We start from the raw sequence: 23,610 nt of genomic DNA, 5'->3' as shown, positions 1-23,610 counted from the left end.
CGACGCGGCTCGCTCAGCCGCCGCCGGAGCCGGACCCGGAGCAGCCGAAGCCGCCCCGGTCGACCGCCGTCTTGTCGAAGCTGCCGCCGTCGACCCGGTCCCCGCTCACGCTGCCGCCGTAGTAGTACGAGCCACGGGGGGTGCTGCTCCCGCTGCCGCTGCCGCTACCGCTGCACTCGTAACTGGGCAGCATCTCCCGGGTGAGCGGGTCGACGCACCGCTTGTCCGGTTCGGAACCACAGGCGGTGATCGTCGCCGCGAGCACCCCCATGCCGCCGAGCACCACCGTGCTCGACCTGAGCCTGCGCATGTGCCGCCCTTCCGCTTCTTTCACGTACTCGACCAACCGTTCGCACACCCTAGAGGGCAGATCTCCGCGCCCTTGCGCCCGGTCCGCGAATGATCCGTGAATGATCCGGGACTAAGGTCGCTTTGTGTTGTTGGGGATGGTTTGCGCACTGGCTTCCGCGGTCTGCTTCGGCACGGCCTCCGTCCTGCAGGCGATCGCCGCCCGCGCCGCGAAGCCGGGCAGCGGCTCCGGGGTCGACCTGGCGCTGCCCGTCCGCGCGTTGCGGCAGTGGCGCTACCTGGCCGGACTCGGGCTGGACGGCATCGCCTTCGTCCTGCAGATCGTGGCGCTGCGGACGCTTCCCATCTACGCGGTGGGCGCGGCGTCGCCGCGAGCCTCGCGGTGACCGCCGTCGTCGCCTCGCGTCTTCTGCGGGTCAGGCTGAGCGCCGGCGAGTGGGCGGCCGTGGTGGTGGTCTGCGCCGGGCTGGCGATGCTCGCCTTCGCCTCCGGCCCGGAGGGCGACCGGCCGGGGTCGGCGGCGCTGCGCTGGTCGATGCTCGGGACGGCGTTCGGGATCCTGCTGATCGGCGCGGCGGTGGGCCGGCTGCCGGAGGGGCCCCGGGCGCTGCTGCTGGGACTGTGCGCCGGCTTCGGGTTCGGGGTGGTCGAGGTCGCGGTCCGGCTGATCGACTCCTTCGACCTGGCGAATCCGGCCATCTACGCGCTGATGCTCGGCGGCAGTGTGGCGTTCCTGCTGCTCACCTCGGCGCTCCAGCGCGGCTCGGTGACGACGGCCACGGCGGGCATGGTGCTCGGCGAGACGATCGGCCCCGCGGTGGTGGGTGTGGGGGGCGACCGCACGCGCGAGGGCATGGCCTGGCTGGCGGTCACCGGTTTCGTGGTCGCGGTGGCGGGCGGGCTCTTCCTGGCCCGCTTCGGCGAGCCACCCGCGCCCGAACCGGTCCCTGCACCCGGGCCGGCACCGCCCCCCGGCCCTCATCCACGCCGGCGCCCGAGACCCCGGACGGTCCGGAGGAGAAGTAGGGCTTCAGGGGAGCACCCGGCACAGCGCGTCCAGCGCACCCGCCCACCCGCTGTCCGTCGGGGTCGCGTACCCGACGACCAGGCCGTCGCGGCCCTGCTCCACCGACGGGTGGCGGAAGCGGTCGACGCCCATCAGGGCCAGCCCCTGCCACGCCGCGGCCTGGATCACCGCGCGCTCCGTTCCTGGCGGCAGGTCCAGTACCGCGTGCAGACCGGCCGCGATCCCGCTCACCCGGATGTGCGGGGCCCGTTCGGCCAGCGCCTCCACCAGCTGGTCCCTGCGGCGCCTGTACTTCAACCGCATCCCGCGCACATGCCGGTCGTACGCCCCCGACGCGATGAACTCCGCCAGCGTCAGCTGGTCCAGCGCGCTCGACACCCAGTCGACGGTGCCCTTCGCCTCCAGTACGTCGCCGACCAGATCCTCCGGCAGCACCATCCACGCCAGCCGCAGCCCCGGCGCCAGTGACTTGCTCGCCGTCCCCATGTAGACGACGCGCTCCGGATCGAGGCCCTGGAGCGCGCCGACCGGCTGGCGGTCGTAGCGGAACTCGCCGTCGTAGTCGTCCTCCAGGATCAGACCGCCCGTCGCGCGCGCCCAGTCGACGGCGGCGGCACGCCGGTCCGGGGGCAGCGCGCCGCCGAGCGGAAAGTGGTGGGCCGGGGTCATCAGTACCGCGCCCGCCGCCTTCATGCCGCCCAACTGGTCGGTGCGAGTGCCCAGTTCATCGAAGGGAAGGGCGGGCAGCCGCAGGCCGGCCTCGATGAGAAGGTTCCAGTGCACATCGAGTCCGTACGACTCGACGGCCACCTCCCGCATCCTCCCTCTGCGCCCCGCGGGCACGGGGTGACCGCCGGCGCGCAGCACCTTGCCCATCAGCATCAGCCCGTGGACGAAACCGGAGCAGATGACGATCCGGTCCGGACTCGCGTGCACACCGCGCGCCCGGGCCAGATACTCGGCGAGGACGGTCCGCAGTTCGATCCGGCCGCGCGGATCCCCGTAACCGAAGGCCTCGTGCGGGGCGTTGGTCAGGGCCCGCCGGGCCGCCTTGAGCCATTCGACGCGCGGGAAGGAGCCGACGTCGGGGGTCCCGGGGCGCAGGTTGTGGGTGGCCCGGCCCGGCGACGGGCGGGACCGGGGCGGCGCGGGCGCGGGCCTGCGCGGCGCGGCGCGCCGGGCCACCCGGGTGCCGGAGCCCTGCTGCGCGACGAGCCAGCCCTCGGCGACCAGCTCCGCGTACGCGTCGGCGACGGTGTTGCGGGCGATCCCCAGGTCGGCGGCGAGCGAACGGGACGACGGCAGCCGCGTCCCGGGCGCGAGGCGTCCACTGCGCACGGCCTCACGCAGGGCGTCCATCAGCCCCGCCCGCAGCCGGGGTCCACGCAGCTCAAGATGGAGGTCGGCCCCGAAAGTGGCCCAGTCATTCGCCATGAAGGTGGACCATACTCCTGCGCCACGCGCGCCATACGGTCATTCTCATGACCACGACCCACCCCGCACACGGGAACACCGCTGGCGAGAAGACCGCTGACGAGAAGGCCTACGCCCCCGAGCACACCCCCCGCCTCCCTCTCGCCACGCTGGCCCCGGAGTTCTACCGGGCGATGATCCGGCTCGAGGCGGCCGCCGCGAAGGGTCTGGACCCGGTCGTGTACGAGCTGGTCAAGATCCGGGCCTCGCAGATCAACCACTGTGCCTTCTGCCTCGACATGCACACCAAGGACGCGCTCGCGGCCGGTGAGTCGGTGGAGCGGATCGTCCAGCTCTCCGCCTGGGAGGAGTCCGAGCACTTCTACACCGAGAAGGAGCTGGCGGCGCTCGCGCTGACCGAGGCGGTCACGGTCCTGACGGACGGTTTCGTGCCGGACGAGGTGTACGAGAGGGCCGCCCAACACTTCGAGGAGGCCGAACTCGCCCAGCTGATCGCGGCGATCACGGTCATCAACGCGTGGAACCGCATCGGTGTGACCGCCCGGACGGTCCCGGGCCACTACACCCCGGGCATGTTCAAGAACTGACCCTCCAGAAGTGCCGGACCGGCCGGCCCGTGGAGGGACCGCCCGCCCGGCCGTCCGGCCGCCCGACCCAGTAAGGACCGCGCACCGACATGCCGTCCCGTACCGACCGGCTCTCCGCCGGCGTCTACCACGCGCTCGCCGCCGCGGGCGCCGCCGCCAAGAAGGGCCTCGGCGATCCGGTCCTCGTCGAACTGGTCATGCTCCGGGCCTCGCAGATCAACCGCTGCGCGTTCTGTCTGGACATGCACCTGGCCCTCGCGCGTGAGAACGGCGAGTCCGAGCGGCGGCTCGATCTGCTCCAGGTCTGGGAGGAGACGGACGGCGTCTTCACCGAGCGCGAGCGCGCCGCGCTGGCGCTGACCGAGGCCGTCACCGTCCTCACCGAGGGATTCGTCCCGGACGCCGTCCACGAGCGGGCCGCCACGCACTTCGAACCGGCCGCACTCGCCCATCTGATCGCCCTGATCGTCGTCATCAACGGCTGGAACCGCCTCATGGTCGCCCGCCGTACACCGCCCGGAGGACTCGTATGGCAGTGACCCAGGACCGCGGCGTGAGCGCCGTCGAGGTGTTCCGCGCGCTGCACCAGGGCCGGGCGGCCGACGACCCGTTGGTCCTGCCGGGCCCCTGGGACGCCGTCAGCGCCCGCCTCTTCGCGGACGCCGGCTTCCCGGCGCTGGCGACGACCAGCGCCGGGGTGGGGGCCTCACTGGGGTACGAGGACGGCGCGATCCCCGTCGACGAGATGTTCGCGGCGGTGACCAGGATCGTCCGCTCGGTCTCCGTACCGGTCTCGGCGGATCTGGAGCACGGCTACGGACTGTCGCCGAAGGAGCTGGTGGCCCGGATCCTGGAGACGGGCGCGGTCGGTGTGAACCTGGAGGACTCGGAGGCCGGAAAGGGACTCAAGGACCCCCGGGAGCACGCGGACTGGCTGGCGGCGGTACGGGCCGAGGCCGGTGACGCGCTCTTCGTCAACGCCCGCGTCGACAGCTTCGTGCGGGGCGTGTCCGACCCCGCCGAGGCCGTCGAGCGGGCCCGGCTCTATCTCGCGGCGGGCGCGGACGGCGTCTTCCCGATCATGGCTCCGACGGACCGACTGCCGTTCCTTCGCCAGGAGATCGGCGCTCCGCTCAATGCGTTCGCGCTGCCCGGCGGCCCTTCGCCGGCCGAACTCGGCCGGCTCGGCGCCACACGGATCACCTTCGGCCCCGGCCTGCTGCGCCGCGCGACGGCGGCGCTGCGTGACATCGCGTCGGAGTTCGCCCCCGCGTAGGGACGTGCGTCAGTCGTCGGCGGGCTCGTCCTGCACCCGGAGCCCGGCGACCCACAGCGGCATCAGCCAGTGGGTGACGAGCGCCCCGAAGAGCACGGGGAAGACCATCCCGTCGAAGGTCAGTCCCGCGAACCAGGCCGCGGCGCCGACGGCCGCCGCGGCCGCGCCGAGCACCCAGGTCGTGATCCGGTGCGCCAGGGCGCGCACCTTGTCGCGCTCGGCGAGCTGGCGTTCGTCGAGCATCCGGCCGCGCAGTTCGAGCAGGCCCCGGGTGGAGCCGTTGATGACGCCGGTCGCGACGACCCACGGCAGCAGCAGGCCGAGCATGGCGAAGGCGGGCCACATCGCGTCGCTGCGGACCAGCTCGATCCAGACGACGATCGAGGCCGCTGTCAGCGCGATGTGGACGCCGACGGCGGTCCGCCGGCGGGCGGCGGTGGCGTAGAACGCCGCGCCCTCGCGGTTGTTCATAAGTGCGTACATGCGACGGTCGAAGCGGGTCGCTCCGCTCGTGCCCGAGGTCGTCCCCGTGGTCAGCATGGTCATTTCCTCCCGTAGACCTCATCGGTGAGCGGCTGGAACGGCTCCAGGGAGAACAGCGCCTCCACCGGCAGACCGAAGTACTGCGCGACCTTCAGGGCCAGGTCGAGGCTCGGGTTGTACTGGCCGCGCTCGATGTAGCCGATGGTCTGGTAGTGAACCCCCACCGCCTCGGCGAGAGCCTGACGCGACACCTTCCGCTCGGCCCGCACCACGGCGATCCTGTTGTGCACCTGCTCGCTCATGTATAAGAAGTACTACATCCGAGAGCAGATGCACAACAGGGCGGGGGGAAACAGCGCGTGTGGGGCGTTCCTAGCCGTGGGTCTCCTGGCCGTGGGGCCGCCTGCCGCCGAAGGCCGCCAGCGTCCGCTCCAGCAGCGGCAGGGCGCCCACCACGCGGCGGGAGCGGATCAGCGCGTCCCAGGCGGGCTCGAACTTCTTCCAGCCGCCCGCGTATGCGAGATGCCTCAGCCGCTCGTGCGGACCCGGCTGGGCCGACGAGCCCCGCCAGATGTTCCGCCACCGGTAGAAGTCGCGGTACGCGCGCCAGTAGCCGTCCTCCAGCTGACGCGCGGTCATCCCCTTGGGCCGGTAGACGACATGCCGGGTGTCGTACAGGTCCCAGTCCCGGTGGACGATCCGGTCCTCGGCCTCCATCTGCTTCCACAGCCCGGTGGACGGATAAGGGGTCATGATGTGGAACGTGGCCGTCTCGATGCCCTGCTCGACGGCCCACTCCACCGTCCGGTCGAAGACGTCGGGACCGTCCTGGTCGAGGCCGAAGACGAAGCTGGCGTTGACCATGACACCGGCGTCATGGAGTCGGCGGACGGCGGCCGCGTAGTCCTTGCCGATGTTCTGGTTCTTCCGGCGCTCCGCGAGATTGGCGCTGTTGACGGTCTCGAAGCCGACGAACAGGCTGCGCAGTCCCGCCTCCACGGCGCGCTCCAGCAGCCCCGGCTGGAGTACGGAGTTCACGGTCCCCGCCGCCTGCCACAGCCGCCCCATGCCCGCCATCCCGTCGAACAGCGCCTCCGCGAACCGGCGGTTGCCCAGAAGGTGGTCGTCCAGGAAGTACAGATGCCTGCCCGGCAGCCGGTCGATCTCGGCGAGCGCGTCGTCCACGGCCTGTGTGTAGAAGGACTTGCCGCCCTCGAAGAAGGCGTCCTTGTAGCAGAAGTCGCAGTGGTGGGGGCAGCCGCGCGAGACGACGATCGAGTTGGGGACGAGGTAGAGCCGGCGCTTGATCAGGTCACGCCGTACGGGTGGAAGGCCGGCGAGGGTGCGCAGAGTGGAGTCGTAGCGCCGGGCGGGCGCGCCGTCCCTGAAGTCCTTCAGGAACCGCGGCCAGGTGTCCTCGCCGGGACCGGTGAAGATCGTGTCGGCGTGCGCGGCGGCCTCGTCCGGGAGCGACGTCACGTGCAGCCCGCCCATGGCCACGTGCGCGCCCCGGGCACGGAAGTGGTCGGCTATCTCGTAGCCCCGGCGGGCGGAGGTGATGTACGGCTGGACGACCAGCAGGTCGGGCGTCTCCAGGGCCTCGATGTCGACGCGCTCCACATGCTCGTCGTGGAGCGTCACCTCGTCGCCGGGGTCCAGATAGCCGGCGAGGGTCGCGAGACCCAGCGGCGGGAAGAGCGAGTACTTGATGGGCCGGAAGAGCGGGCTGGTCGCTTCTGTCAGGGCGGGAAGGATCATCATCACGCGCATGACAACCGAGACTGCCGGAACGCCCTGTCCAGTTCCGGACACGCGACCGCCCCCGGCAGCGGGGCTGCCGGGGGCGGGACGAAACCGGACTTGCCGGACTCGGATCAGACCGAGCGCCGGGCTCAGATGAGGCCGAGCCCGCGCACGGCGTCGCGCACGACTCCCCAACGCTTCCCTCGCACCGCACGGCCCCGAGAGGGCCACGCGGGCATCGAGAAGCTGCGCCGGCCTCCGGCCGACTTGAGCGCTGGGCTCAGATGAGGCCGAGCCCGCGCACGGCGTCGCGCTCCTCGGCCAGTTCCTGGACCGAGGCGTCGATGCGGGCGCGCGAGAACTCGTTGATGTCCAGGCCCTGGACGATCTCGTACGAGCCGTTCTTCGTGGTCACCGGGAAGGAGGAGATGAGGCCCTCCGGGACGCCGTACGAACCGTCCGAGGGGATGCCCATGGAGGTCCAGTCACCCTCGGCGGTGCCGTTGACCCACGTGTACACGTGGTCGATCGCGGCGTTCGCGGCCGAGGCGGCCGAGGACGCGCCACGGGCCTCGATGATCGCGGCGCCACGCTTGGCGACGGTCGGGATGAAGGTGTCGGCCAGCCACTGCTCGTCGTTGACGACCTCGGCGGCGTTCTTTCCGGCGATCTCCGCGTGGAAGATGTCCGGGTACTGGGTCGCCGAGTGGTTGCCCCAGATGGTGAGGCGCTTGATGTCGGAGACGGCCGCGCCGGTCTTGGCGGCCAGCTGCGAGATCGCGCGGTTGTGGTCCAGGCGGGTCATCGCCGTGAAGCGCTCGGCCGGTACGTCCGGGGCCGCGGCCTGGGCGATCAGGGCGTTGGTGTTGGCCGGGTTGCCGACGACCAGGACCTTGATGTCGTCCGCGGCGTTGTCGTTGATGGCCTTGCCCTGCGGCTTGAAGATGCCACCGTTGGCGGAGAGCAGGTCACCGCGCTCCATGCCCTTGGTACGGGGGCGGGCGCCGACGAGCAGCGCGACGTTGGCGCCGTCGAAGCCGACGTTCGGGTCGTCGGTGATCTCGATGCCGCGCAGCAGCGGGAACGCGCAGTCCTCGAGCTCCATGGCGGTGCCCTCGGCGGCCTTCAGCCCCTGGGGGATCTCGAGGAGGCGCAGCTTGACCGGCACGTCCGCGCCGAGCAGGTGGCCGGAGGCGATGCGGAAGAGCAGCGCGTAACCGATCTGGCCGGCCGCGCCGGTGACGGTGACATTCACGGGAGTGCGGGTCATGGCGATCTCCGTAAGACAGCTGGCGGTGGGGGTCCCTGCCCCTGGTGCTGGACATCTCCCATGATCGATCGGTGTCTCGACGTGAAGAGATATCCAGCGGTCAGGCTATCCGACCGTGGGCGGGTCCAACCCCCACCCCCTTGTGGGACGGCTCACTGCCACCCCACTGCTTCACGGCTGGGGCCTGGTTCCCCGTCAGCGGGGGCCGGGGCGTTGGTGCGCGGGGCGTCGGCGCGCAAGGGGCGGGGCGCAGGGCATGAGGGCGCAGGAAGTCGGTGCGGCGCGCCGGGTCGGGGTGTTGGGCGTCAGGGCGCGGGGCGTTGGGGGGGCGGCGCGCCAGGTCGGGGCGTTGGGCGTTCCGGGCGCGGGCGTTCCGGGGGGCGGCGCGCCGGGTCGGGCCGGGGCGCCGGGGCGTGGCGTCAGCCGGTCGTGCAGCCCTCCGGGCCCGCCGCGAGCCTGGCGCAGGCGCGCGCGTCCGCGCCCGAATCCACCGCCAGCATCGGGGTGTAGGCGCCGCCGTCGCCGTCCACGACACCGCCCCGGATCCTGCCGCCCACCGTGATCCGCACGGTGTCGCCGGGCACCGCCCCGCTGATACGGGCCCAAGCCGCCCCGCACGCCCCGCTGTGACGGACCTCGACGAGGGCCGGGCCGACCCGCGTACTGGAGACGGTGGTGGCGAACTCCCCGCCGCAGCCCATGGTCGCGGGGTCCCGGCCGTCACAGGCGCCGCCGGTGCACTTCACCCCGGCCGGGAGCGGCGGGCCGCCGGTGGCGGACGCGGAGGCGGAGGGAGACGCGGAGGGGGACGGCGGCTCGGCGGCCTTCCTCCCGCCGTCGGAACCGTCGCCGGCGGTGCCGGTGTCTCCCGGCCCGCCGAGGTCGGTGGCCAGAACGGCCGCGGCGACCACGAGCAGGGCGCCGACGACGCCTGCGAGGAACATGACGGCTTTGCGCCCGTCCTCGGCACCGAGGCCCCGACGAGCTCGGGTGGGCGCCGCCGCCGGTGCGTCCCGCGCCCGGGAGGGCGGTTCGGCGTCCATGGTCGCGGCGTCCCGTGTACGGGAACGGCTCCAGGCGCGCTCCGCCTGCTGCCACATGGCCATCACATCCGCCGGCGCGGCGCCGGTGACTTCGGCGAGCGCCAGGATCGCGGGCCGGGGTGCGAGCAACCGCCCGTTCAGATAGCGCTCCCAGGAGGTTCTGCTGTACCCGGTTCTGTCCGCGACGGCGGCCAGACTCAGCCCGCTGCGGTCGACGAGCCTGCGTAACTGGTTCGCGAACTCCCTGGCCTGTGGATCGAGTTCTTCAGGCAGCGCCTTCCAGCGAGGCATCGCTTCCCCCTCATCCCCCACCGTCCCCAGCCCGCGGTTTCCGCGTACGGGCTTCCGCGTGCGGACTACCCAGAGGGACACCCGGACTCAGGATGGCAGGCACAACCAGGGGGGCGCACCGGGGCATTCGGAACAGAGCGACGCTCTCGCGCGCCCCCTGCATTGGTTGCACACCTGCCACACGATCCCGGAATGGTCACTTCCGCGCCACAGGCCCCGGACGAACCTTGAACCGCTTTGGCGCGTGCATGACTCTTGATCGCAGACGGCGCCCGTCCTCCCTCGGGGGAGGGGACGGGCGCCGTCGGCGCGACGCGCTAGGTGACGGTCACATGGAGGGCGTCCTCCAGGAACGGAATCTCCAGCCACGGCCGCGGCTGCAGCATGAGGGCGAGGAGCACGATGATCACGCCCATGAGTCCGTACGTGACCATGTCGGTGAAGCGTGAGCGGACCGCGAGCATGCCGACGGACGGCAGGGTGCGGCGCATGACGGCGCCGGTGAGCAGGGCGACGCCGATGAGGATGGCCCCGACCCGGAACGCCTGAGGGAACGGATCCGTACCGACGATCAGCAGTCCCAGTCCGGTCATCCCGAGCACGGTGAGCAGCGGCCACTGCCGCGCGGGAGCGGGCGCGTCCCCAGGGGCAGCCCGCCCGCCGCCTTCGGGCCGGGCGGTATCGGTGGTCACCGCCGGCGGCCGACGGGACTTCCCGGAGGCGGCGGTGGCCCCGAGGAGCTCGACACGTCCGGCGGTCTCGTGACCGGTCCCGTCGGCCTCGGTGGACCTCTCGGGTTCACGGCCGGACCCGTTGACCTTTGCGTGACCCTCGGCTTCACGGCCGGACTCGCGGGCCTCGGCGCGGCCCTCGACTTCACGCTCGGACTCGCGGGCCTCGGCGCGGCCGGACCCGATCACCTCGGCGCCGTCCTCCCGGACGGGTCCGGTTCCGGCGGAACCGCTCCCGTCCGCGTCGGCAGCCTCATCCGGCTCCGGCTCCGGCTCCGGTTTCGGCTCAGGCCCCGGCGCCGGCTTGTCGGCGCCGGTCTCGGGGCCTCCGGCCGGATCGTCCGCGCCGTCCGCGCCGTCCGCCCGGGGCGTCCGCGCGGAGTCCGCTTCGTCGTTCGGCCGTACGCCCATCAGCGGCACCCTTCCCCGGTTTCCGACACCGTTCCCGTTCCCGTCACCGTCACCGTTCTCGTGTCAGCTCGTCGCCGCGCTCGCGCGCTCCGCCGCCTCGACCACGTTCACCAGAAGCTGCGCGCGGGTCATCGGACCGACGCCGCCCGGGTTCGGGGCGACCCAGCCGGCCACCTCGGTGACACCCGGGTGCACATCGCCGACGATCTTCCCGTTCTCGTCCCGGCTGACGCCGACGTCGAGCACGGCCGCACCCGGCTTGATGTCCTCGGGCTTGATCAGGTGCGGTACGCCCGCCGCGGCGACCACGATGTCGGCCTGACGCAGATGACCGGCGAGGTCGCGCGTACCGGTGTGGCACTGCGTGACCGTCGCGTTCTCGGACTTACGGGTCAGGAGCAGCGGCATCGGACGGCCGATGGTGATCCCGCGGCCGACCACGACGACGTGCGCCCCGGCGATCTCCACACCGTGCCGGCGCAGCAGGGTGACGATGCCGGCCGGGGTGCAGGGCAGCGGCCCGGTCTGGCCGATCACCAGACGGCCGAGGTTCGTGGGGTGCAGACCGTCGGCGTCCTTCTCCGGGTCCATCAGTTCCAGTACGCGGTTGGTGTCGATGCCCTTGGGGAGCGGCAGCTGCACGATGTATCCGGTGCAGGCCGGGTCCTCGTTGAGCTCGCGGACGACCGCCTCGATCTCCTCCTGAGTGGCGGAGGCGGGCAGTTCACGCTGAAGGGAGGCGATGCCGACCTGCGCGCAGTCGCGGTGCTTGCCCGCGACGTACTTCTGGCTGCCGACGTCGTCACCGACGAGCAGCGTGCCGAGCCCAGGGGTGATGCCCTTGGCCTTGAGGTCCGCCACACGGGCGGTCAGGTCGGACTTGATCGCGGCTGCGGTGGCCTTGCCATCGAGAATCTGGGCGGTCATGACCCCATCCTCCCGGATGACCCCTCCCTTGTTCCAATTCGTGGTCACCGACAGGAACACGAGGTTGCACTTGCACAACGCAGAGCGATACCGACTGGACAAAAAGTCGACGTTAAGACGACGATGAGCGGCGCAGTGCCGCGGGCAGTGCCGGGGGGCAAACTGTTCACTTCATAAAGATCCTCCGCGCGGGCCGCGTCGTCCCCGCACAACCCACGGAGGAAACCCGCATGAGCTTCGGCGACCCGAACAACCCTTACGGCCAGCAGCAGCCTCCGCAGCAGCCGCAGCCGGGCTACGGCTACCCGCAGGACCAGTACCAGGGCCAGCAGCCGGGTTACGGCTACCCGCAGGCCCCGCCGGTCCAGCAGCCGTACGGCGCGGGCTACCCGGGCGTCCCGACCGAGATGCCCGGTGGTGTGAAGGCCGCCCGCATCATGCTCTACATCCTCGGCGGCTTCCAGGTCCTCGCCGCGATCGCCATGGTCGCCCTCGGCGGCTGGGTCGCCGACCAGATGGCGAACTCGTCCGAGCTCGGCTCCGACGGCGACACCGCCGCGACCGCGATGACCGGCGTGATGGTGGTCGCGGGCATCCTGACGCTCGGTGTGGCCCTGTGGGCGATCCTGACGGCTGCGAAGTTCCGCTCGGGCGGCAACGGCATCCGCATCTCGGCGATCGTGTACGGCTCGCTGACGGCGCTGTTCAGCCTCGTCAGCCTGCTCGGCGCGAACGTCTTCGCGCTGATCAGCCTCGCCCTGGGCATCCTGATCATCGTCTTCTGCGCCAAGCAGGAGGCCTCCACCTGGTTCCAGCGCCCGCGCCACTGACGCACGGACTCCCGCCGGAAAGCACGAAGGCCGCAACACCCGCCTCACGGCGGGGTGTTGCGGCCTTCGCCGTCCAACTCGGGGGACTAGTGGAAGAAGTGGCGCGTGCCCGTGAAGTACATGGTCACGCCGGCCTTCTTCGCCGCCTCCACGACCAGCTCGTCGCGGACCGAACCGCCGGGCTGGACCACGGCCTTGACTCCGGCCGCGGTGAGGATCTCCAGGCCGTCCGGGAAGGGGAAGAAGGCGTCCGACGCGGCGTACGAGCCACGGGCCCGCTCCTCGCCGGCCCGCTCCACCGCGAGCTTCGCGGAGTCGACGCGGTTGACCTGGCCCATGCCGACGCCGACGGAGGCGTTGTCCTTGGCGAGCAGGATCGCGTTCGACTTGACGGCGCGGCAGGCCTTCCAGGCGAAGGCGAGCTCGGCGAGCTCGGCGGCGGAGAGCGCGTCGCCGGTGGCGAGGGTCCAGTTCGCCGGGTCGTCGCCTTCCGCCTGCAGACGGTCGGTGACCTGGAGCAGTGCGCCGCCGTCGATCGGCTTGACCTCGACCGGGTTGGCCGGGGCGCCCTCGGCGCGCAGGACGCGGATGTTCTTCTTGCGGGCCAGGATCTCGACCGCGCCGTCCTCGTACCCCGGAGCGACGATGACCTCGGTGAAGATCTCGGCGACCTGCTCGGCCATCGCCACGGACACCGGGCGGTTGACCGCGATCACACCGCCGAAGGCCGACAGCGGGTCGCAGGCGTGCGCCTTGCGGTGGGCCTCAGCGACGTCCTCACCGATCGCGATGCCGCACGGGTTGGCGTGCTTGATGATCGCGACGCACGGCTCGGCGTGGTCGTAGGCGGCGCGGCGCGCGGCGTCGGTGTCGGTGAAGTTGTTGTACGACATCTCCTTGCCGTGCAGCTGCTCGGCCTCGGCGAGGCCGCCCGTGCCGTCGACGTACAGCGCGGCGCCCTGGTGCGGGTTCTCGCCGTAGCGCAGGACGTTGTCGCGCACGTAGGTGGCACCCAGGAAGTCGGGGAAGCCGGAGTCGTCGGCGGCGGCGTAGTCGTCGGCGAACCAGGAGGCGACGGCGACGTCGTACGCGGCGGTGTGCTGGAAGGCCTCGGCCGCGAGGCGCTTGCGGGCGCCCAGCTCGAAGCCGCCCTCACGGACCGCGGTGAGCACGTCCGCGTACCGCGCGGGGCTGGTGACGACGGCGACGGAGGGGTGGTTCTTGGCGGCGGCGCGGACCATCGACGGGCCGCCGATGTCGATCTGCTCGACGCACTCGTCCGGGGTCGCGCCGGAGGCGACGGTCTCCTTGAACGGGTACAGGTTGACGATCACCAGGTCGAACGGCTCGACGCCCAGCTCGGCGAGCTGCCGGCGGTGGTCCTCGAGGCGCAGGTCGGCGAGGATGCCGGCGTGCACGCGCGGGTGCAGCGTCTTGACCCGGCCGTCCAGGCACTCGGGGAAGCCGGTCAGCTCCTCGACCTTGGTGACCGGGACACCGGCCGCGGCGATCTTGGAGGCGGTGGAGCCGGTGGAGACGAGGGCGACACCCGCCTCGTGCAGGCCGCGGGCCAGCTCCTCCAGGCCGGTCTTGTCGTAGACGCTGACGAGTGCGCGGCGGATGGGGCGCTTCGTACCTTCGGCGGTCACGGGATTGATACCTTTCGTCCCTCAATGCGGTAGCCGTGCCGGGCCAGACGCCCCACGACCTCGACGAGCAGCGAGCGCTCGACTTCCTTGATGCGCTCATGGAGAGCGGCTTCGTCGTCCTCTTCCCGGACCTCGACCACGCCCTGGGCGATGATCGGGCCGGTGTCGACGCCGTCGTCGACGAAGTGGACGGTGCATCCGGTGACCCGCACGCCGTAGGCGAGTGCGTCACGCACTCCGTGGGCACCGGGAAAACTGGGGAGCAGCGCGGGATGCGTATTGACGATCCGCCCGCCGAAACGGGAGAGGAAATCCTTCCCGAGGATCTTCATGAAGCCCGCCGAGACGATGAGGTCCGGCTCGTACGCGGCGGTGGCCTCGGTCAGCGCGCGGTCCCACTCCTCGCGGGTGGGGTGGTCCTTCACCCGGCACACGAAGGTCGGCAGCCCCGCCCGCTCGGCCCGCTCCAGACCGGCGATCGCGTCACGGTCCGCCCCCACGGCGACGATCTCGGCGCCGTATCCCTCCGGCCCTCGCGGGTCGGAGGCGATGGCGTCGAGCAGTGCCTGGAGATTCGTACCGGACCCGGAGACCAGGACGAGGATGCGGGCGGCGGCCACGGGGAAACTCTTTTCGCGTTGCGGTACCGCGTGATCGCGGCGGTCTGAGCAGCTGTCCGAGCGACTGTGCGAGCGGCGTCCGGCAGCGACGGGCGGCGGTACTGGTGGGGGCATGTGGCTTTGTGTGGTCATACGAACGAGACGCGTCCCGCGATACGGGGAACTCTACGAACGGTCCGACCGTCAGCAACGATACCGGCACACCGAGCGGCCCCCACGGGACGGGGGCGTGGCCGGGGGGTAGCGTCTGGGGACAGAGCCCGTACCCGTATGGACGGACACGACGACAGAAGACCCGGTTGCGCGGGGTCTGAGGGGAAGACGTTCACCACATGCCGGACCGACGCCGCCGTACGGCCATCCCATTCCTGCCGCGGGAACGCCAGTCGACGGACGACAACAATCCGTTCGCACCGCCGCCGGAGGGCAGGCCGGACCAGCCCTGGCAGCCGCGCCGCCCGGAGGGCACCCCGGGCTCGCCCGACTCCCCCGACTCGGACAGCTCGGGCTCCCCCGACTCCTCGGGGAACGGCAGCCGGTGGAGCCCCCGCCAGCCCGGCCGCTCGACCGACGGCTTCGGCCGCCGCCCGGAGCGCCAGGACGGTGGCGGCACCGGCGGCGGACAGGACGGACCCGGCCTCCGCTGGGACCCGACGGACCCTGCTCAGCGACGGGCGCGGTACGCGCTGCTCGCGGGCATGTGGGCGTTCTTCTTCGCCATCTTCGACCTCTCCGAGATCGCCCTGCTGCTGGGCGCCCTGGCGCTGTACTGGGGCGGCAGCTCCCTGCGCGCCAAGCCGAAGGCGCCCAACCCGGCCGCGGGCACCCCCGCGCCGGCCGCCCCGGCCACGACCCGTCCGCAGCGGACGGCCGCGATCAGCGGCCTGGTGACGGCGGCCCTGGCTCTGGCCATCGTGGCGGCGACCTTCACGATCCAGTCGGTCTACCGGGACTACTACACCTGCGTGGACGACGCCCTGACCAGGAGCGGCCAGCTCGCCTGCAACGACCTGCTGCCGAAGCCGCTGCGCGACGTCTTCGGCGTTCAGGAGTAGCCCGGCGGGAGCGGGCTGTGCCTTACGGAGCCTCAGGAGGTGCGAGGTGTCCGGGGAGTTCAGGCAGTTCGGGCAGTTCGGGCAGTTCGGGGAGCGACGGCGGTTCGGAGAGTTCTGCCGGTTCCGAGCTCTCCGGCGGTTCGGCGGGGCGGGGCGGCCGGTCGGGTCGGGGCGGCCGTGAGTCCGGGGAGACGCCCGGGTCCCGGGATGTCTCCCACAGGGCGGGGAAGAAGTCGTACCGCTCGAAGTCCTCGTCCTCGCCGCCTTCCCGGTCGTCGTAGAGATCGCCGTCGTCCGCGTCGGAGTGGGCGTTCGCGTCGGAGTCGGTGTTCGCGTCGGCGTGGGAATGGGAGTCGTACGAAGCCGTCCCGCCGGCTGCCGGCCCGGCCCGGCCCGGGAGCGGTGGCATGGCCGGGAGGGGCGGTACGGCGAAGTCGAGTTCTGCGCCCCGGGCATGGGCGCGGGCCCGCCACGCGTCGAGGGCGAGGGCCAGCGGCAGACCCACCACCGCCGTCCACAGCGCCGCCGCCGCACCCGTCAGCCAGCCCACCGGACCCAGCTCCGACAGCCGGCCCACGCCCAGCGCGCCGCTCGACAGGGACGCGACAACCGCTGTCGCCGCCCCGCACATCCCCGCCCCCAGCAGCGCGGTCACCGCCGTCTCCCGCGCGCCCCCGAGCTCCCGCACCTCGCCGCGGGCCGTCCACCACGCCAGTACGATCCCCGCCGTCACCGGGATCGCCGCCGCGGCCCAGTGCGGCCAGCTCGCCGGGCCCTCCCCCGGGAGCGCGGCCAGCAGGGGGAAGGGCGGCAGGACGGCAGGCCCCGCGAGGGCCAGCGGGGTCGCCGTGACGCCCGTACCGAGCGCGAAGCCGGGCCCGAGTCCGTACGCCGCCGCCCAGACCGCCGCGTTCGGCATCAGCGCCAACGCCAGCAGCCCGACGGACAGCCGACCCGACCAGTCACCGGCCAGCTCCGAGAAGGACACCTGCGCGGCGTCCGCGTGCCACCCGAGCGACGCCAGGACCAGCACCGCGCCTCCGCCGACCAGCGTAAGGAGCGCCGCGGCGGCGGACCGCGCCGCCCTGGCGACCCGTGTACGGGCCAGTCCTACGCGCAGCCGCTCGGGAAGCCACCGCGGCAGGGGCCCTCGCGGCCGTCCGTTCGCCGTCCAGACACCCGCGGCTGCGGCGGGCACGACGACCGCCGGGATCATCAGCAGCGCACTGAGGGGGTCGGCGGCCGGCGAACCCCCCGACGAGTACCCCACCGTGGCCGCCGCGACCAGCAGATAGCCGGCGGACACCGCGCACAGCGCACCGCGCGAGGAGGGCGTCGGCCGCCCGTCCTCGGGCTCCAGAGCGTCCCGCGCCGCCCGGTGCGCCAGCCAGGCGGGGAGGGCGACGAGCAGCAGTGGCACCACGCCGAGCGGGGCGGGCACCCCGGAGAGCGTGTCGGTACGGACGAGGTCCACGCCGTGCGCCAGGAGCCACAGGCCGGCGGCTGTGTGCAGCGCCTCGCCGGGACCGCTGTCGGGGTACGGGGAACTGATCCACAGCGCGATCACCAGGACCGCGAGCGAGCCGAGTCCGAGGCCCGCCGCGACGATCCCCCGGACGAAGGAAGCGGCCAGCGCGGCGGAGCGGCCGCCCACGGGGGCCGACGGCAACGGCGGGATGTCCTGGCTCACTTGGGTCACGCGCCCATGCTGCCAACGACACGCGCTTTTCCGTCGTAACAGGCAAACAGCCGTTGTGTCGCTCAATATACGTTTATGTACTTTTTCGCCCAGCGTGTCGCCGTGGGGGGTCGTCCATGACACGGCCCACCCCCTCCACCTCCGCCGCCTCTCTGCCTCCCCCGAAGGAGCGGCGACGGCTGCGCGAGGCGAAGTCGATGAGCGAGAAACAACTGGCCTCCGCGATCGGCGTCACGCGCTCCACCGTCAAGGCCTGGGAAACCGGCCGCGCGGTGCCGCGCGGCCGCCAGCTGGAGGCCTACACGAGGCTGCTCACCGAGGCGGCTGCGGAGGACCTGGCGGCGGAGGTCGAGCCTGAGGCCGTGTCGGAGGTCGTGTCTGAGGCCGAGGAGACGCGCGAGGCTCCTGAAGCCCGGGAGAGCGAGGAGACCGAAGAGACCGGGGAGATCCACGAGATGCAGAAGGCGCAGGATACGAACGAGGCGTGCGAGACGGACGAGGCAGAGGAGTCGCAGGGGTCGCACGAACCGGAGCAGTCAGAGCAATCAGAGCAGTTGGAGCAGTCGAAGGAAGCGAAGGCGAGGGAGTCGGAGCAGGCGGAAAAGGACGAACCTCCGCTCCCGGAGCTCGCCCCGGACCCCGTCGCCGTCGCCGTCGCGATCGCCGCCCAGAAGCCGCAGCCCCTCACCCCCGAACAGGCCTTCGACGCCCTCTACGCCTACGCCGCCCCCGCCCTCGTCCACCAGACCTACCTGCTCACCGGCCGTCGCCGGCTCTCGCGCGAGTCCGTCGAGTACGCCTTCCACCTGGCGTGGCAGCGCTGGCCGGAGGTCGCCGTCGACCGGGATCCGGCCGGCTGGGTGCGGGCAGCGGCCCATGAGTACGCCGTGTCGCCCTGGCACCGTTTCCGCCGCGCCCACCGGCACCCCGACTCCCCGCCGACGGCACCGGACCGGCGCGAGCTGCTGATGGCGATCCTGGACCTGCCGCCGTCGTACCGCCGGACGCTCCTTCTCTACGACGGCCTCGGCCTGGACCTGCCCGACATGGCAGCCGAGACCGAGGCGAGCACCCCGGCCGCCGCGAAGCGCCTGCTGCACGCCCGCCAGGCCGTCGCCCAGCGGCTGCCCGAGCTCACGCACCCGGAGGCGCTGCACCGGCGGCTGTCCGCGCTGGTCGCCGAGGCTCCGACGGCGACGATCGCGCCGGCCCGGGCCGTACGAACCGGCAGTGAGCGCAGGACGAGGATGTGGACTCGCGCCGCCATCTGTCTCACGGTCGTGATCATCGGCGCGACGGCCTTCACCGTGGCCACCGCGCCGACGGCGTATCTGCCGCCGCTCGCCCCGCCCGAGGCCGTCGGCGGAGTGCCGGTGCGCGGCGGTCCCGACCAGCTCACCAAGGAGGACGAGTTGCTGCGCAAGAAGCTGCGCGAGGAGCCGATGAACGGCCCGGAAAGACTGGTCCCCGACCCCCGCTGAGGCACGCGTCCGCGCCGGCGCGGGCGCCGTGCGGACGCGAATGGGCCCGCGCCCCGGCTGACCGGGGGCGGGCCCATTCGTGGGTCAGGCAGCTCAGCCCGCGAGGATCGCGCGCGCCAGCTTGGCCGTCTCGGTCGGCGTCTTGCCGACCTTGACGCCCGCGGCCTCGAGGGCCTCCTTCTTCGCCTGGGCGGTGCCGGAGGAGCCGGAGACGATGGCGCCGGCGTGGCCCATGGTCTTGCCCTCGGGCGCGGTGAAGCCCGCGACGTAGCCGACGACCGGCTTGGTGACGTTGGCCTTGATGAAGTCGGCCGCACGCTCCTCGGCGTCGCCGCCGATCTCGCCGATCATCACGATCAGGTCCGTCTCCGGGTCCGCCTCGAACGCCGCGAGGGCGTCGATGTGCGTCGTACCGATGACCGGGTCGCCACCGATGCCGACGGCGGACGAGAAGCCGATGTCACGGAGCTCGTACATCATCTGGTAGGTCAGCGTGCCCGACTTGGACACGAGACCGATGCGGCCGGGCTTCGTGATGTCGCCCGGGATGATGCCGGCGTTGGACTGGCCGGGGGTGATCAGGCCGGGGCAGTTCGGACCGATGATCCGGGTCTTGTTGCCCTTGGCCTTCGCGTACGCCCAGAAGGCGGCGGAGTCGTGGACCGCGATGCCCTCGGTGATGACGACGGCGAGCCCGATCTCCGCGTCGATCGCCTCGACGACGGCGGCCTTGGCGAAGGCCGGCGGCACGAAGAGGACGGAGACGTCCGCGCCGGTCTTCTCCATCGCTTCCTTGACGGAGCCGAAGACGGGGACCTCGGTGCCGTCGAAGTCGACGGTCGTGCCGGCCTTGCGGGGGTTCACGCCACCGACGATGTTGGTGCCGTCACCCAGCATGAGCTTGGTGTGCTTCATGCCCGTGGCACCGGTCATGCCCTGGACGATGACCTTGCTTTCCTTGGTCAGGAAGATAGCCATGGTGTTCTGACCTCGTCCCTTACTTCGCAGCCGCGAGCTCGGCGGCCTTGTCGGCCGCGCCGTCCATGGTGTCCACGCGCTGGACCAGCGGGTGGTTGGCGTCCGACAGGATCTTGCGACCCAGCTCCGCGTTGTTGCCGTCGAGGCGCACGACCAGCGGCTTGGTGACCTCTTCGCCCTTGTTCTTGAGCAGCTCGAGAGCCTGGACGATGCCGTTGGCGACCTCGTCACAGGCGGTGATGCCACCGAAGACGTTGACGAACACGGACTTGACGTCCGCGTCGCCGAGGATGATCTCCAGGCCGTTCGCCATCACCTGGGCGGACGCGCCGCCGCCGATGTCGAGGAAGTTGGCCGGCTTCACGCCGCCGTGGTTCTCACCGGCGTACGCGACGACGTCGAGGGTCGACATGACCAGACCGGCGCCGTTGCCGATGATGCCGACCTCGCCGTCGAGCTTGACGTAGTTGAGGCCCTTGGCCTTGGCAGCAGCCTCGAGCGGGTTGGCTGCGTCCTTGTCCTCGAGCGCCTCGTGCTCCGGCTGGCGGAAGTCGGCGTTCTCGTCGAGGGAGACCTTGCCGTCGAGGGCGATGACGCGGCCGTCGGCGACCTTGGCCAGCGGGTTGACCTCGATGAGGAGCGCGTCCTCGTCGACGAAGGTCTTCCAGAGGGTCACCAGGATCTCGGCGACCTGCTCGGCGACGTCGGCCGGGAACTTCGCCTGGGCGACGATCTCGCGGGCCTTCTCGATGGAGACGCCCTCGTTGGCGTCGACCGGGACCTTCGCGAGGGCCTCGGGGGTCTTCTCCGCGACCTCCTCGATGTCCATGCCGCCCTGGACGGACGCCATGGCGAGGAAGGTGCGGTTGGTGCGGTCGAGGAGGTACGAGACGTAGTACTCCTCGGCGATCTCCGGAGCGGTCTCCGCGATCATCACCTTGTGGACCGTGTGGCCCTTGATGTCCATGCCGAGGATGTCCGTCGCGCGGGCGACTGCCTCGTCCGGAGTGGCGGCCAGCTTGACGCCGCCGGCCTTGCCACGGCCGCCGACCTTCACCTGTGCCTTGACGACCGAGCGGCCGCCCAGACGCGTCGTCGCCTCGCGCGCCGCCTCAGGCGTGTCGATGACTTCACCGGCCAGCACCGGTACACCGTGCTTGGCGAAGAGGTCCCTCGCCTGGTACTCGAACAGGTCCACGCGCGTCCGTCCCTTTTTCAGTGGTATCGCGGTTCGTTGTCTGCGTGGGCGTGCCGCGGAGGGCAACGTGACTGCGCTGTCACTGAGGGAGGCGTACACGGTGTCCGTGGACGCGGCATGTCCGTCCCGCAGGTTATCCCCGTGGGCCGTGGGTCCCTAAATCGCAGATCACACCTGAGCGGTGATACCGGTCACAGATCGAGCGTACGGCGGGGCGCTCCGTGAGGCACGCAGAGCAGGCCGGCAGCGGGCGTTGACGTAAAGCGCGAGGTCGGCGGGATCGTGGCGGGTGACGCGTGACATGTCCCACAGGACCGCGCCGGAGGGCGTTTTGAGCGCTTCGGGAAGGGCGCGGCTGCGGATTCCGTGCCGCCGGGAAACGGAATCCGCAGAAGGGCGGAAAGGTCGGCCCCGGAAGGACCCTGGTGGACTTGGGTGGACCCAGAAGGATCCGCACCGCCACCCCGGGGCGACGCGACGGGACGCGTACGGCGCGGCCCGTCCCGTCGCCCCGGCGACGGTCAGATGCCGTACGGCAGGTAGTCCGGGGTGACCGAGGCGACGGTGCCCTGGAGGCCGGTGGCCGCGTTGCCGGTGAGCGGGTGGACGTTGTCGTCGACGGCCGTCACGACGCCGCCCGCGAAGGGCTGGACCTCGCCGACGACACCCTGCGCGAAGCCGGTGGCGCTGCCGCCGACCCCCTGCACGACCGGCTGGACCTGGTCGACGACGGTGCCCACGACGGTCTCCACGAACGGCTGCACGGAGCCGACGACACCGCCCGCGAAGGGCTGGACCTGCGACACCACACCGCCGGCGAAGGGCTGCACCTGGCCGACGACACCCCCGGCGAGGTGCGTGGCGTCGCCGACCGCCTGGCCCGCGACGGGGAGGACACCGTCGACCGCCCGGCCGGCGATGGGAGGCAGGACGTCGGCGGAGACGCCGTCGACGATCGGCGTGGCGGCGGTGACCACGTTCTGGGCGTAGGCCGGAGCCGTGCCCAGGAGCTGGCCCGGGGCCTGGTCCAGCTCGGGAACGAACGCGGAGAGCGGGCCGAAGAGGTAGTCGATCTCGCCCTGAGCGCCGGACTGGACGTCCTGGACCTGGGACTGGGCCTCGGCGGTGGCTCCCTGGACGTGGGACCGGGCCTGGGTCGTAGCGTCCTGGGCACCGGCCCGGACGTCCGAGACGGTCGGGAGGTCGACCCGGTCCTGGACCCGGTCCTCGACCTGGTTCTGGACCGTGCTCTGCACCTGGTTCTGGACCGTGCTCTGGAGGCCCTCGGCGTGCTGGACCTGGCTCTGCGCCCCGGACGTCACGTCCTCGACGCCGCCGGTGAGGTCGCCCACCAGATCGGCTGCCGTGTCCGGCGTCGACAGCGGGACGGAGACGGGCAGCTCGTCGGCACTGGCGGCCGCCGTGCCGAGCGCCCACATGCCGGTGGCGGTGGCGGCAACGGCTATGGAGCGGCGAATGTTCTTGTTCATGCGTGCGTCGTCCTTCGAATTCGAGATTCCGGAGAGCTCTCCGGTACGGCGGGCAGACCTGTCCCGCCCCCGCGCGGCAGGTCTTGAGCGGGGAAAGGCCTGCCCTAGCCGGGGAATTCGAGGATGTCGTCGGGGCGTGCGAGAAGGGGCGCGACGGTCGCCGGGAGACCGGCTCCCCGTACGAGGCCGGCGCCCGGCCCTTCCGAGGACGAGGTGGTGCAGTGGTCGCTGCCACGCGGCGCGTTCGACTCGCTCACGCTCTGCCGCCCGGTGTTTCCACAGGGCTCGCCGGGAGCGGGCAGGGGCGGGGGTACGGGGGACGGCGCGGCGGGCGCCGGCTCGGCGACGGGCCGGTGCCGTGCCGGGTACGGGCCGTCGACGGTGGGCGCGGACGCGAACGCCCGGACCAACAGGGCCCCGGACGCGGACGTTTCCGGGCCGCGATCCGCTTCCGGCCCCGGGCCCGGCTCTCCGACTCCGGGTGAGGCGCCTGCCTCAGCCGCCGGATCGCCGTCGTCCTCGCCTCCGGTGTCCGTCCCGACCGGGATGTCGCCCTCGGGCAGGTCGAACGGCGGCTCGACGGGCGGCGTCGCGCCAGGAACGGAGGGAAAGGAGGGAACGGCCGGAGTGGCCGGAAGGGCCGCCGGGAGTTCCGCGACAGCGCCCCGTACCGACTCGACGACGGGCGTGACGACACGTTCGTCCGCGGGCTCGACGACATGCTCGCCCACGGGCCGGAGCACGGGGTCGACCACGGGGCTGACCGCGTCCCCAACGCGCCGGACACTCCGGGCCGCGGGCTCGACGACCCGCTCACCGGCCGACGAGGCCGCTTCGGCCGCGACCGCTTCCACCGCACGGGCGTCGGGTGCCGTCAGCGACGACTCCGCCGCCTGCGCCTGTCCGCCGCTGAGGAAGCCCAGGACCAACAGGCCCCCGAGGAACACCGCGACGGCCAGCGCACGCCGGGCCACCGCCCCGCGCGCGAGGCGCGGAGCGGCAACCGGCATGACAGCTGCGGCAGTCACAGTGTGTGGAACCCCTCGAAATCCGGACGCGCGGAACAAGTCCTTCCGCG

General features: G+C 72.1%; 22 protein-coding genes and 1 pseudogene. 7 read left to right on the top strand and 16 right to left on the bottom strand.

Annotated elements, in window-relative coordinates:
* Positions 1-13: 13 nt before the first annotated feature.
* Positions 14-310 (bottom strand): hypothetical protein, encoded by a 297-nt coding sequence (locus ACZ5VC_RS25735; RefSeq protein WP_469122364.1) that lies wholly within the window; start codon positions 308-310, stop codon positions 14-16.
* A gap of 136 nt (positions 311-446) precedes the next feature.
* Here ACZ5VC_RS25735 and ACZ5VC_RS25730 point away from each other — a divergent pair.
* Positions 447-1,273: pseudogene (locus ACZ5VC_RS25730) on the top strand (DMT family protein); the annotation flags it as partial.
* A 66-nt stretch (positions 1,274-1,339) separates the two neighbouring features.
* On the opposite strand, the gene pdxR reads toward ACZ5VC_RS25730, so the two are convergent.
* Positions 1,340-2,770, bottom strand: coding sequence for a MocR-like pyridoxine biosynthesis transcription factor PdxR (pdxR, locus tag ACZ5VC_RS25725; protein WP_469122363.1), 1,431 nt, complete (start codon positions 2,768-2,770; stop codon positions 1,340-1,342).
* 47 nt (positions 2,771-2,817) lie between these two features.
* Here pdxR and ACZ5VC_RS25720 point away from each other — a divergent pair, with 47 nt between their 5' ends.
* The 3 genes from ACZ5VC_RS25720 (at position 2,818) to ACZ5VC_RS25710 (ending at position 4,633) form a co-directional block, all read left to right on the top strand.
* A complete protein-coding gene (locus ACZ5VC_RS25720; RefSeq protein WP_469122362.1) occupies positions 2,818-3,357 on the top strand; it encodes a carboxymuconolactone decarboxylase family protein in 540 nt (179 codons plus the stop codon).
* 89 nt (positions 3,358-3,446) lie between these two features.
* A complete protein-coding gene (locus ACZ5VC_RS25715) occupies positions 3,447-3,896 on the top strand; it encodes a carboxymuconolactone decarboxylase family protein (RefSeq protein WP_469122361.1) in 450 nt (149 codons plus the stop codon).
* Positions 3,887-4,633: an isocitrate lyase/PEP mutase family protein gene (locus ACZ5VC_RS25710; protein ID WP_469122360.1), complete on the top strand. Its 747-nt coding sequence runs from the start codon at positions 3,887-3,889 to the stop codon at positions 4,631-4,633. The genes ACZ5VC_RS25715 and ACZ5VC_RS25710 overlap by 10 nt, the downstream gene beginning before the upstream one ends.
* 9 nt (positions 4,634-4,642) lie before the next feature.
* Here the strand turns inward: ACZ5VC_RS25710 and ACZ5VC_RS25705 are convergent, their stop codons facing one another.
* The 7 genes from ACZ5VC_RS25705 to ACZ5VC_RS25675 form a co-directional block, all read right to left on the bottom strand.
* Complete coding sequence (locus tag ACZ5VC_RS25705) at positions 4,643-5,173, bottom strand: hypothetical protein (RefSeq protein ID WP_469122359.1); 531 nt, start codon at positions 5,171-5,173, stop codon at positions 4,643-4,645.
* Positions 5,174-5,175: 2 nt separating this feature from the next.
* Entirely contained in the window at positions 5,176-5,418 is a 243-nt protein-coding gene (locus ACZ5VC_RS25700; RefSeq protein WP_468708189.1) for a helix-turn-helix transcriptional regulator, read from the bottom strand.
* Positions 5,419-5,488: 70 nt separating this feature from the next.
* A complete protein-coding gene (locus tag ACZ5VC_RS25695) occupies positions 5,489-6,886 on the bottom strand; it encodes a B12-binding domain-containing radical SAM protein (protein ID WP_469122358.1) in 1,398 nt (465 codons plus the stop codon).
* Positions 6,887-7,139: 253 nt separating this feature from the next.
* Positions 7,140-8,129 carry a malate dehydrogenase gene (locus ACZ5VC_RS25690; RefSeq protein WP_469122357.1) on the bottom strand — a complete coding sequence of 330 codons (990 nt, stop codon included), beginning with the start codon at positions 8,127-8,129 and terminating at the stop codon, positions 7,140-7,142.
* Between the two features lie 419 nt (positions 8,130-8,548).
* Complete coding sequence (locus ACZ5VC_RS25685; protein WP_469122356.1) at positions 8,549-9,463, bottom strand: helix-turn-helix domain-containing protein; 915 nt, start codon at positions 9,461-9,463, stop codon at positions 8,549-8,551.
* Between the two features lie 317 nt (positions 9,464-9,780).
* Entirely contained in the window at positions 9,781-10,605 is an 825-nt protein-coding gene (locus tag ACZ5VC_RS25680; RefSeq protein WP_469122355.1) for a DUF3017 domain-containing protein, read from the bottom strand.
* 63 nt (positions 10,606-10,668) lie between these two features.
* Entirely contained in the window at positions 10,669-11,532 is an 864-nt protein-coding gene (locus ACZ5VC_RS25675) for a bifunctional methylenetetrahydrofolate dehydrogenase/methenyltetrahydrofolate cyclohydrolase (protein WP_469122354.1), read from the bottom strand.
* Between the two features lie 230 nt (positions 11,533-11,762).
* Here ACZ5VC_RS25675 and ACZ5VC_RS25670 point away from each other — a divergent pair, with 230 nt between their 5' ends.
* A complete protein-coding gene (locus tag ACZ5VC_RS25670) occupies positions 11,763-12,362 on the top strand; it encodes a hypothetical protein (protein WP_469122353.1) in 600 nt (199 codons plus the stop codon).
* Positions 12,363-12,448: 86 nt separating this feature from the next.
* Here the strand turns inward: ACZ5VC_RS25670 and purH are convergent, their stop codons facing one another.
* Positions 12,449-14,011: a bifunctional phosphoribosylaminoimidazolecarboxamide formyltransferase/IMP cyclohydrolase gene (gene purH / locus ACZ5VC_RS25665; protein WP_469122352.1), complete on the bottom strand. Its 1,563-nt coding sequence runs from the start codon at positions 14,009-14,011 to the stop codon at positions 12,449-12,451.
* A complete protein-coding gene (gene purN, locus ACZ5VC_RS25660; protein ID WP_469122351.1) occupies positions 14,008-14,631 on the bottom strand; it encodes a phosphoribosylglycinamide formyltransferase in 624 nt (207 codons plus the stop codon). Before purN ends, purH begins: the two co-directional genes overlap by 4 nt.
* 332 nt (positions 14,632-14,963) lie before the next feature.
* Here purN and ACZ5VC_RS25655 point away from each other — a divergent pair, with 332 nt between their 5' ends.
* The gene (locus tag ACZ5VC_RS25655; RefSeq protein ID WP_469122350.1) at positions 14,964-15,686 is read left to right on the top strand and encodes a hypothetical protein; all 723 of its coding nucleotides are present in this window, start codon (positions 14,964-14,966) and stop codon (positions 15,684-15,686) included.
* Between the two features lie 22 nt (positions 15,687-15,708).
* Here ACZ5VC_RS25655 and ACZ5VC_RS25650 read toward each other — a convergent pair whose 3' ends face one another.
* Positions 15,709-17,385 (bottom strand): cell division protein PerM, encoded by a 1,677-nt coding sequence (locus tag ACZ5VC_RS25650; protein ID WP_469122349.1) that lies wholly within the window; start codon positions 17,383-17,385, stop codon positions 15,709-15,711.
* Positions 17,386-17,501: 116 nt separating this feature from the next.
* On the opposite strand from ACZ5VC_RS25650, the gene ACZ5VC_RS25645 reads away from it, so the two are divergent.
* Positions 17,502-18,866, top strand: coding sequence for a helix-turn-helix domain-containing protein (locus tag ACZ5VC_RS25645; protein WP_469122348.1), 1,365 nt, complete (start codon positions 17,502-17,504; stop codon positions 18,864-18,866).
* 93 nt (positions 18,867-18,959) lie between these two features.
* Here ACZ5VC_RS25645 and sucD read toward each other — a convergent pair whose 3' ends face one another.
* The 4 genes from sucD to ACZ5VC_RS25625 form a co-directional block, all read right to left on the bottom strand.
* Positions 18,960-19,844 carry a succinate--CoA ligase subunit alpha gene (sucD, locus tag ACZ5VC_RS25640; RefSeq protein WP_468708207.1) on the bottom strand — a complete coding sequence of 295 codons (885 nt, stop codon included), beginning with the start codon at positions 19,842-19,844 and terminating at the stop codon, positions 18,960-18,962.
* A 19-nt stretch (positions 19,845-19,863) separates the two neighbouring features.
* The gene (gene sucC, locus ACZ5VC_RS25635) at positions 19,864-21,042 is read right to left on the bottom strand and encodes an ADP-forming succinate--CoA ligase subunit beta (protein ID WP_468708209.1); all 1,179 of its coding nucleotides are present in this window, start codon (positions 21,040-21,042) and stop codon (positions 19,864-19,866) included.
* A 521-nt stretch (positions 21,043-21,563) separates the two neighbouring features.
* Positions 21,564-22,532, bottom strand: coding sequence for a hypothetical protein (locus tag ACZ5VC_RS25630; RefSeq protein WP_469122347.1), 969 nt, complete (start codon positions 22,530-22,532; stop codon positions 21,564-21,566).
* Positions 22,533-22,636: 104 nt separating this feature from the next.
* Positions 22,637-23,560: a hypothetical protein gene (locus tag ACZ5VC_RS25625; protein ID WP_469122346.1), complete on the bottom strand. Its 924-nt coding sequence runs from the start codon at positions 23,558-23,560 to the stop codon at positions 22,637-22,639.
* Between the last annotated feature and the right edge of the window lie 50 nt (positions 23,561-23,610).

The organism is Streptomyces sp. NPDC033174 (genome assembly GCF_055577795.1).
The sequence above is the reverse complement of the archived record's forward strand: the minus strand, read 5'-3'. Positions and strand labels throughout refer to the sequence as shown.

What these genes read in the sequence shown, in the direction of transcription:
- ACZ5VC_RS25735 (WP_469122364.1), bottom strand. Translation starts at nt 310, where the DNA reads ATGCGCAGGCTCAGGTCGAGCACGGTGGTGCTCGGCGGCATGGGGGTG.
- pdxR (WP_469122363.1), bottom strand. Translation starts at nt 2,770, where the DNA reads ATGGCGAATGACTGGGCCACTTTCGGGGCCGACCTCCATCTTGAGCTG.
- ACZ5VC_RS25720 (WP_469122362.1), top strand. Translation starts at nt 2,818, where the DNA reads ATGACCACGACCCACCCCGCACACGGGAACACCGCTGGCGAGAAGACC.
- ACZ5VC_RS25715 (WP_469122361.1), top strand. Translation starts at nt 3,447, where the DNA reads ATGCCGTCCCGTACCGACCGGCTCTCCGCCGGCGTCTACCACGCGCTC.
- ACZ5VC_RS25710 (WP_469122360.1), top strand. Translation starts at nt 3,887, where the DNA reads ATGGCAGTGACCCAGGACCGCGGCGTGAGCGCCGTCGAGGTGTTCCGC.
- ACZ5VC_RS25705 (WP_469122359.1), bottom strand. Translation starts at nt 5,173, where the DNA reads ATGCTGACCACGGGGACGACCTCGGGCACGAGCGGAGCGACCCGCTTC.
- ACZ5VC_RS25700 (WP_468708189.1), bottom strand. Translation starts at nt 5,418, where the DNA reads ATGAGCGAGCAGGTGCACAACAGGATCGCCGTGGTGCGGGCCGAGCGG.
- ACZ5VC_RS25695 (WP_469122358.1), bottom strand. Translation starts at nt 6,886, where the DNA reads ATGCGCGTGATGATGATCCTTCCCGCCCTGACAGAAGCGACCAGCCCG.
- ACZ5VC_RS25690 (WP_469122357.1), bottom strand. Translation starts at nt 8,129, where the DNA reads ATGACCCGCACTCCCGTGAATGTCACCGTCACCGGCGCGGCCGGCCAG.
- ACZ5VC_RS25685 (WP_469122356.1), bottom strand. Translation starts at nt 9,463, where the DNA reads ATGCCTCGCTGGAAGGCGCTGCCTGAAGAACTCGATCCACAGGCCAGG.
- ACZ5VC_RS25680 (WP_469122355.1), bottom strand. Translation starts at nt 10,605, where the DNA reads ATGGGCGTACGGCCGAACGACGAAGCGGACTCCGCGCGGACGCCCCGG.
- ACZ5VC_RS25675 (WP_469122354.1), bottom strand. Translation starts at nt 11,532, where the DNA reads ATGACCGCCCAGATTCTCGATGGCAAGGCCACCGCAGCCGCGATCAAG.
- ACZ5VC_RS25670 (WP_469122353.1), top strand. Translation starts at nt 11,763, where the DNA reads ATGAGCTTCGGCGACCCGAACAACCCTTACGGCCAGCAGCAGCCTCCG.
- ACZ5VC_RS25655 (WP_469122350.1), top strand. Translation starts at nt 14,964, where the DNA reads ATGCCGGACCGACGCCGCCGTACGGCCATCCCATTCCTGCCGCGGGAA.
- ACZ5VC_RS25645 (WP_469122348.1), top strand. Translation starts at nt 17,502, where the DNA reads ATGACACGGCCCACCCCCTCCACCTCCGCCGCCTCTCTGCCTCCCCCG.
- sucD (WP_468708207.1), bottom strand. Translation starts at nt 19,844, where the DNA reads ATGGCTATCTTCCTGACCAAGGAAAGCAAGGTCATCGTCCAGGGCATG.
- ACZ5VC_RS25630 (WP_469122347.1), bottom strand. Translation starts at nt 22,532, where the DNA reads ATGAACAAGAACATTCGCCGCTCCATAGCCGTTGCCGCCACCGCCACC.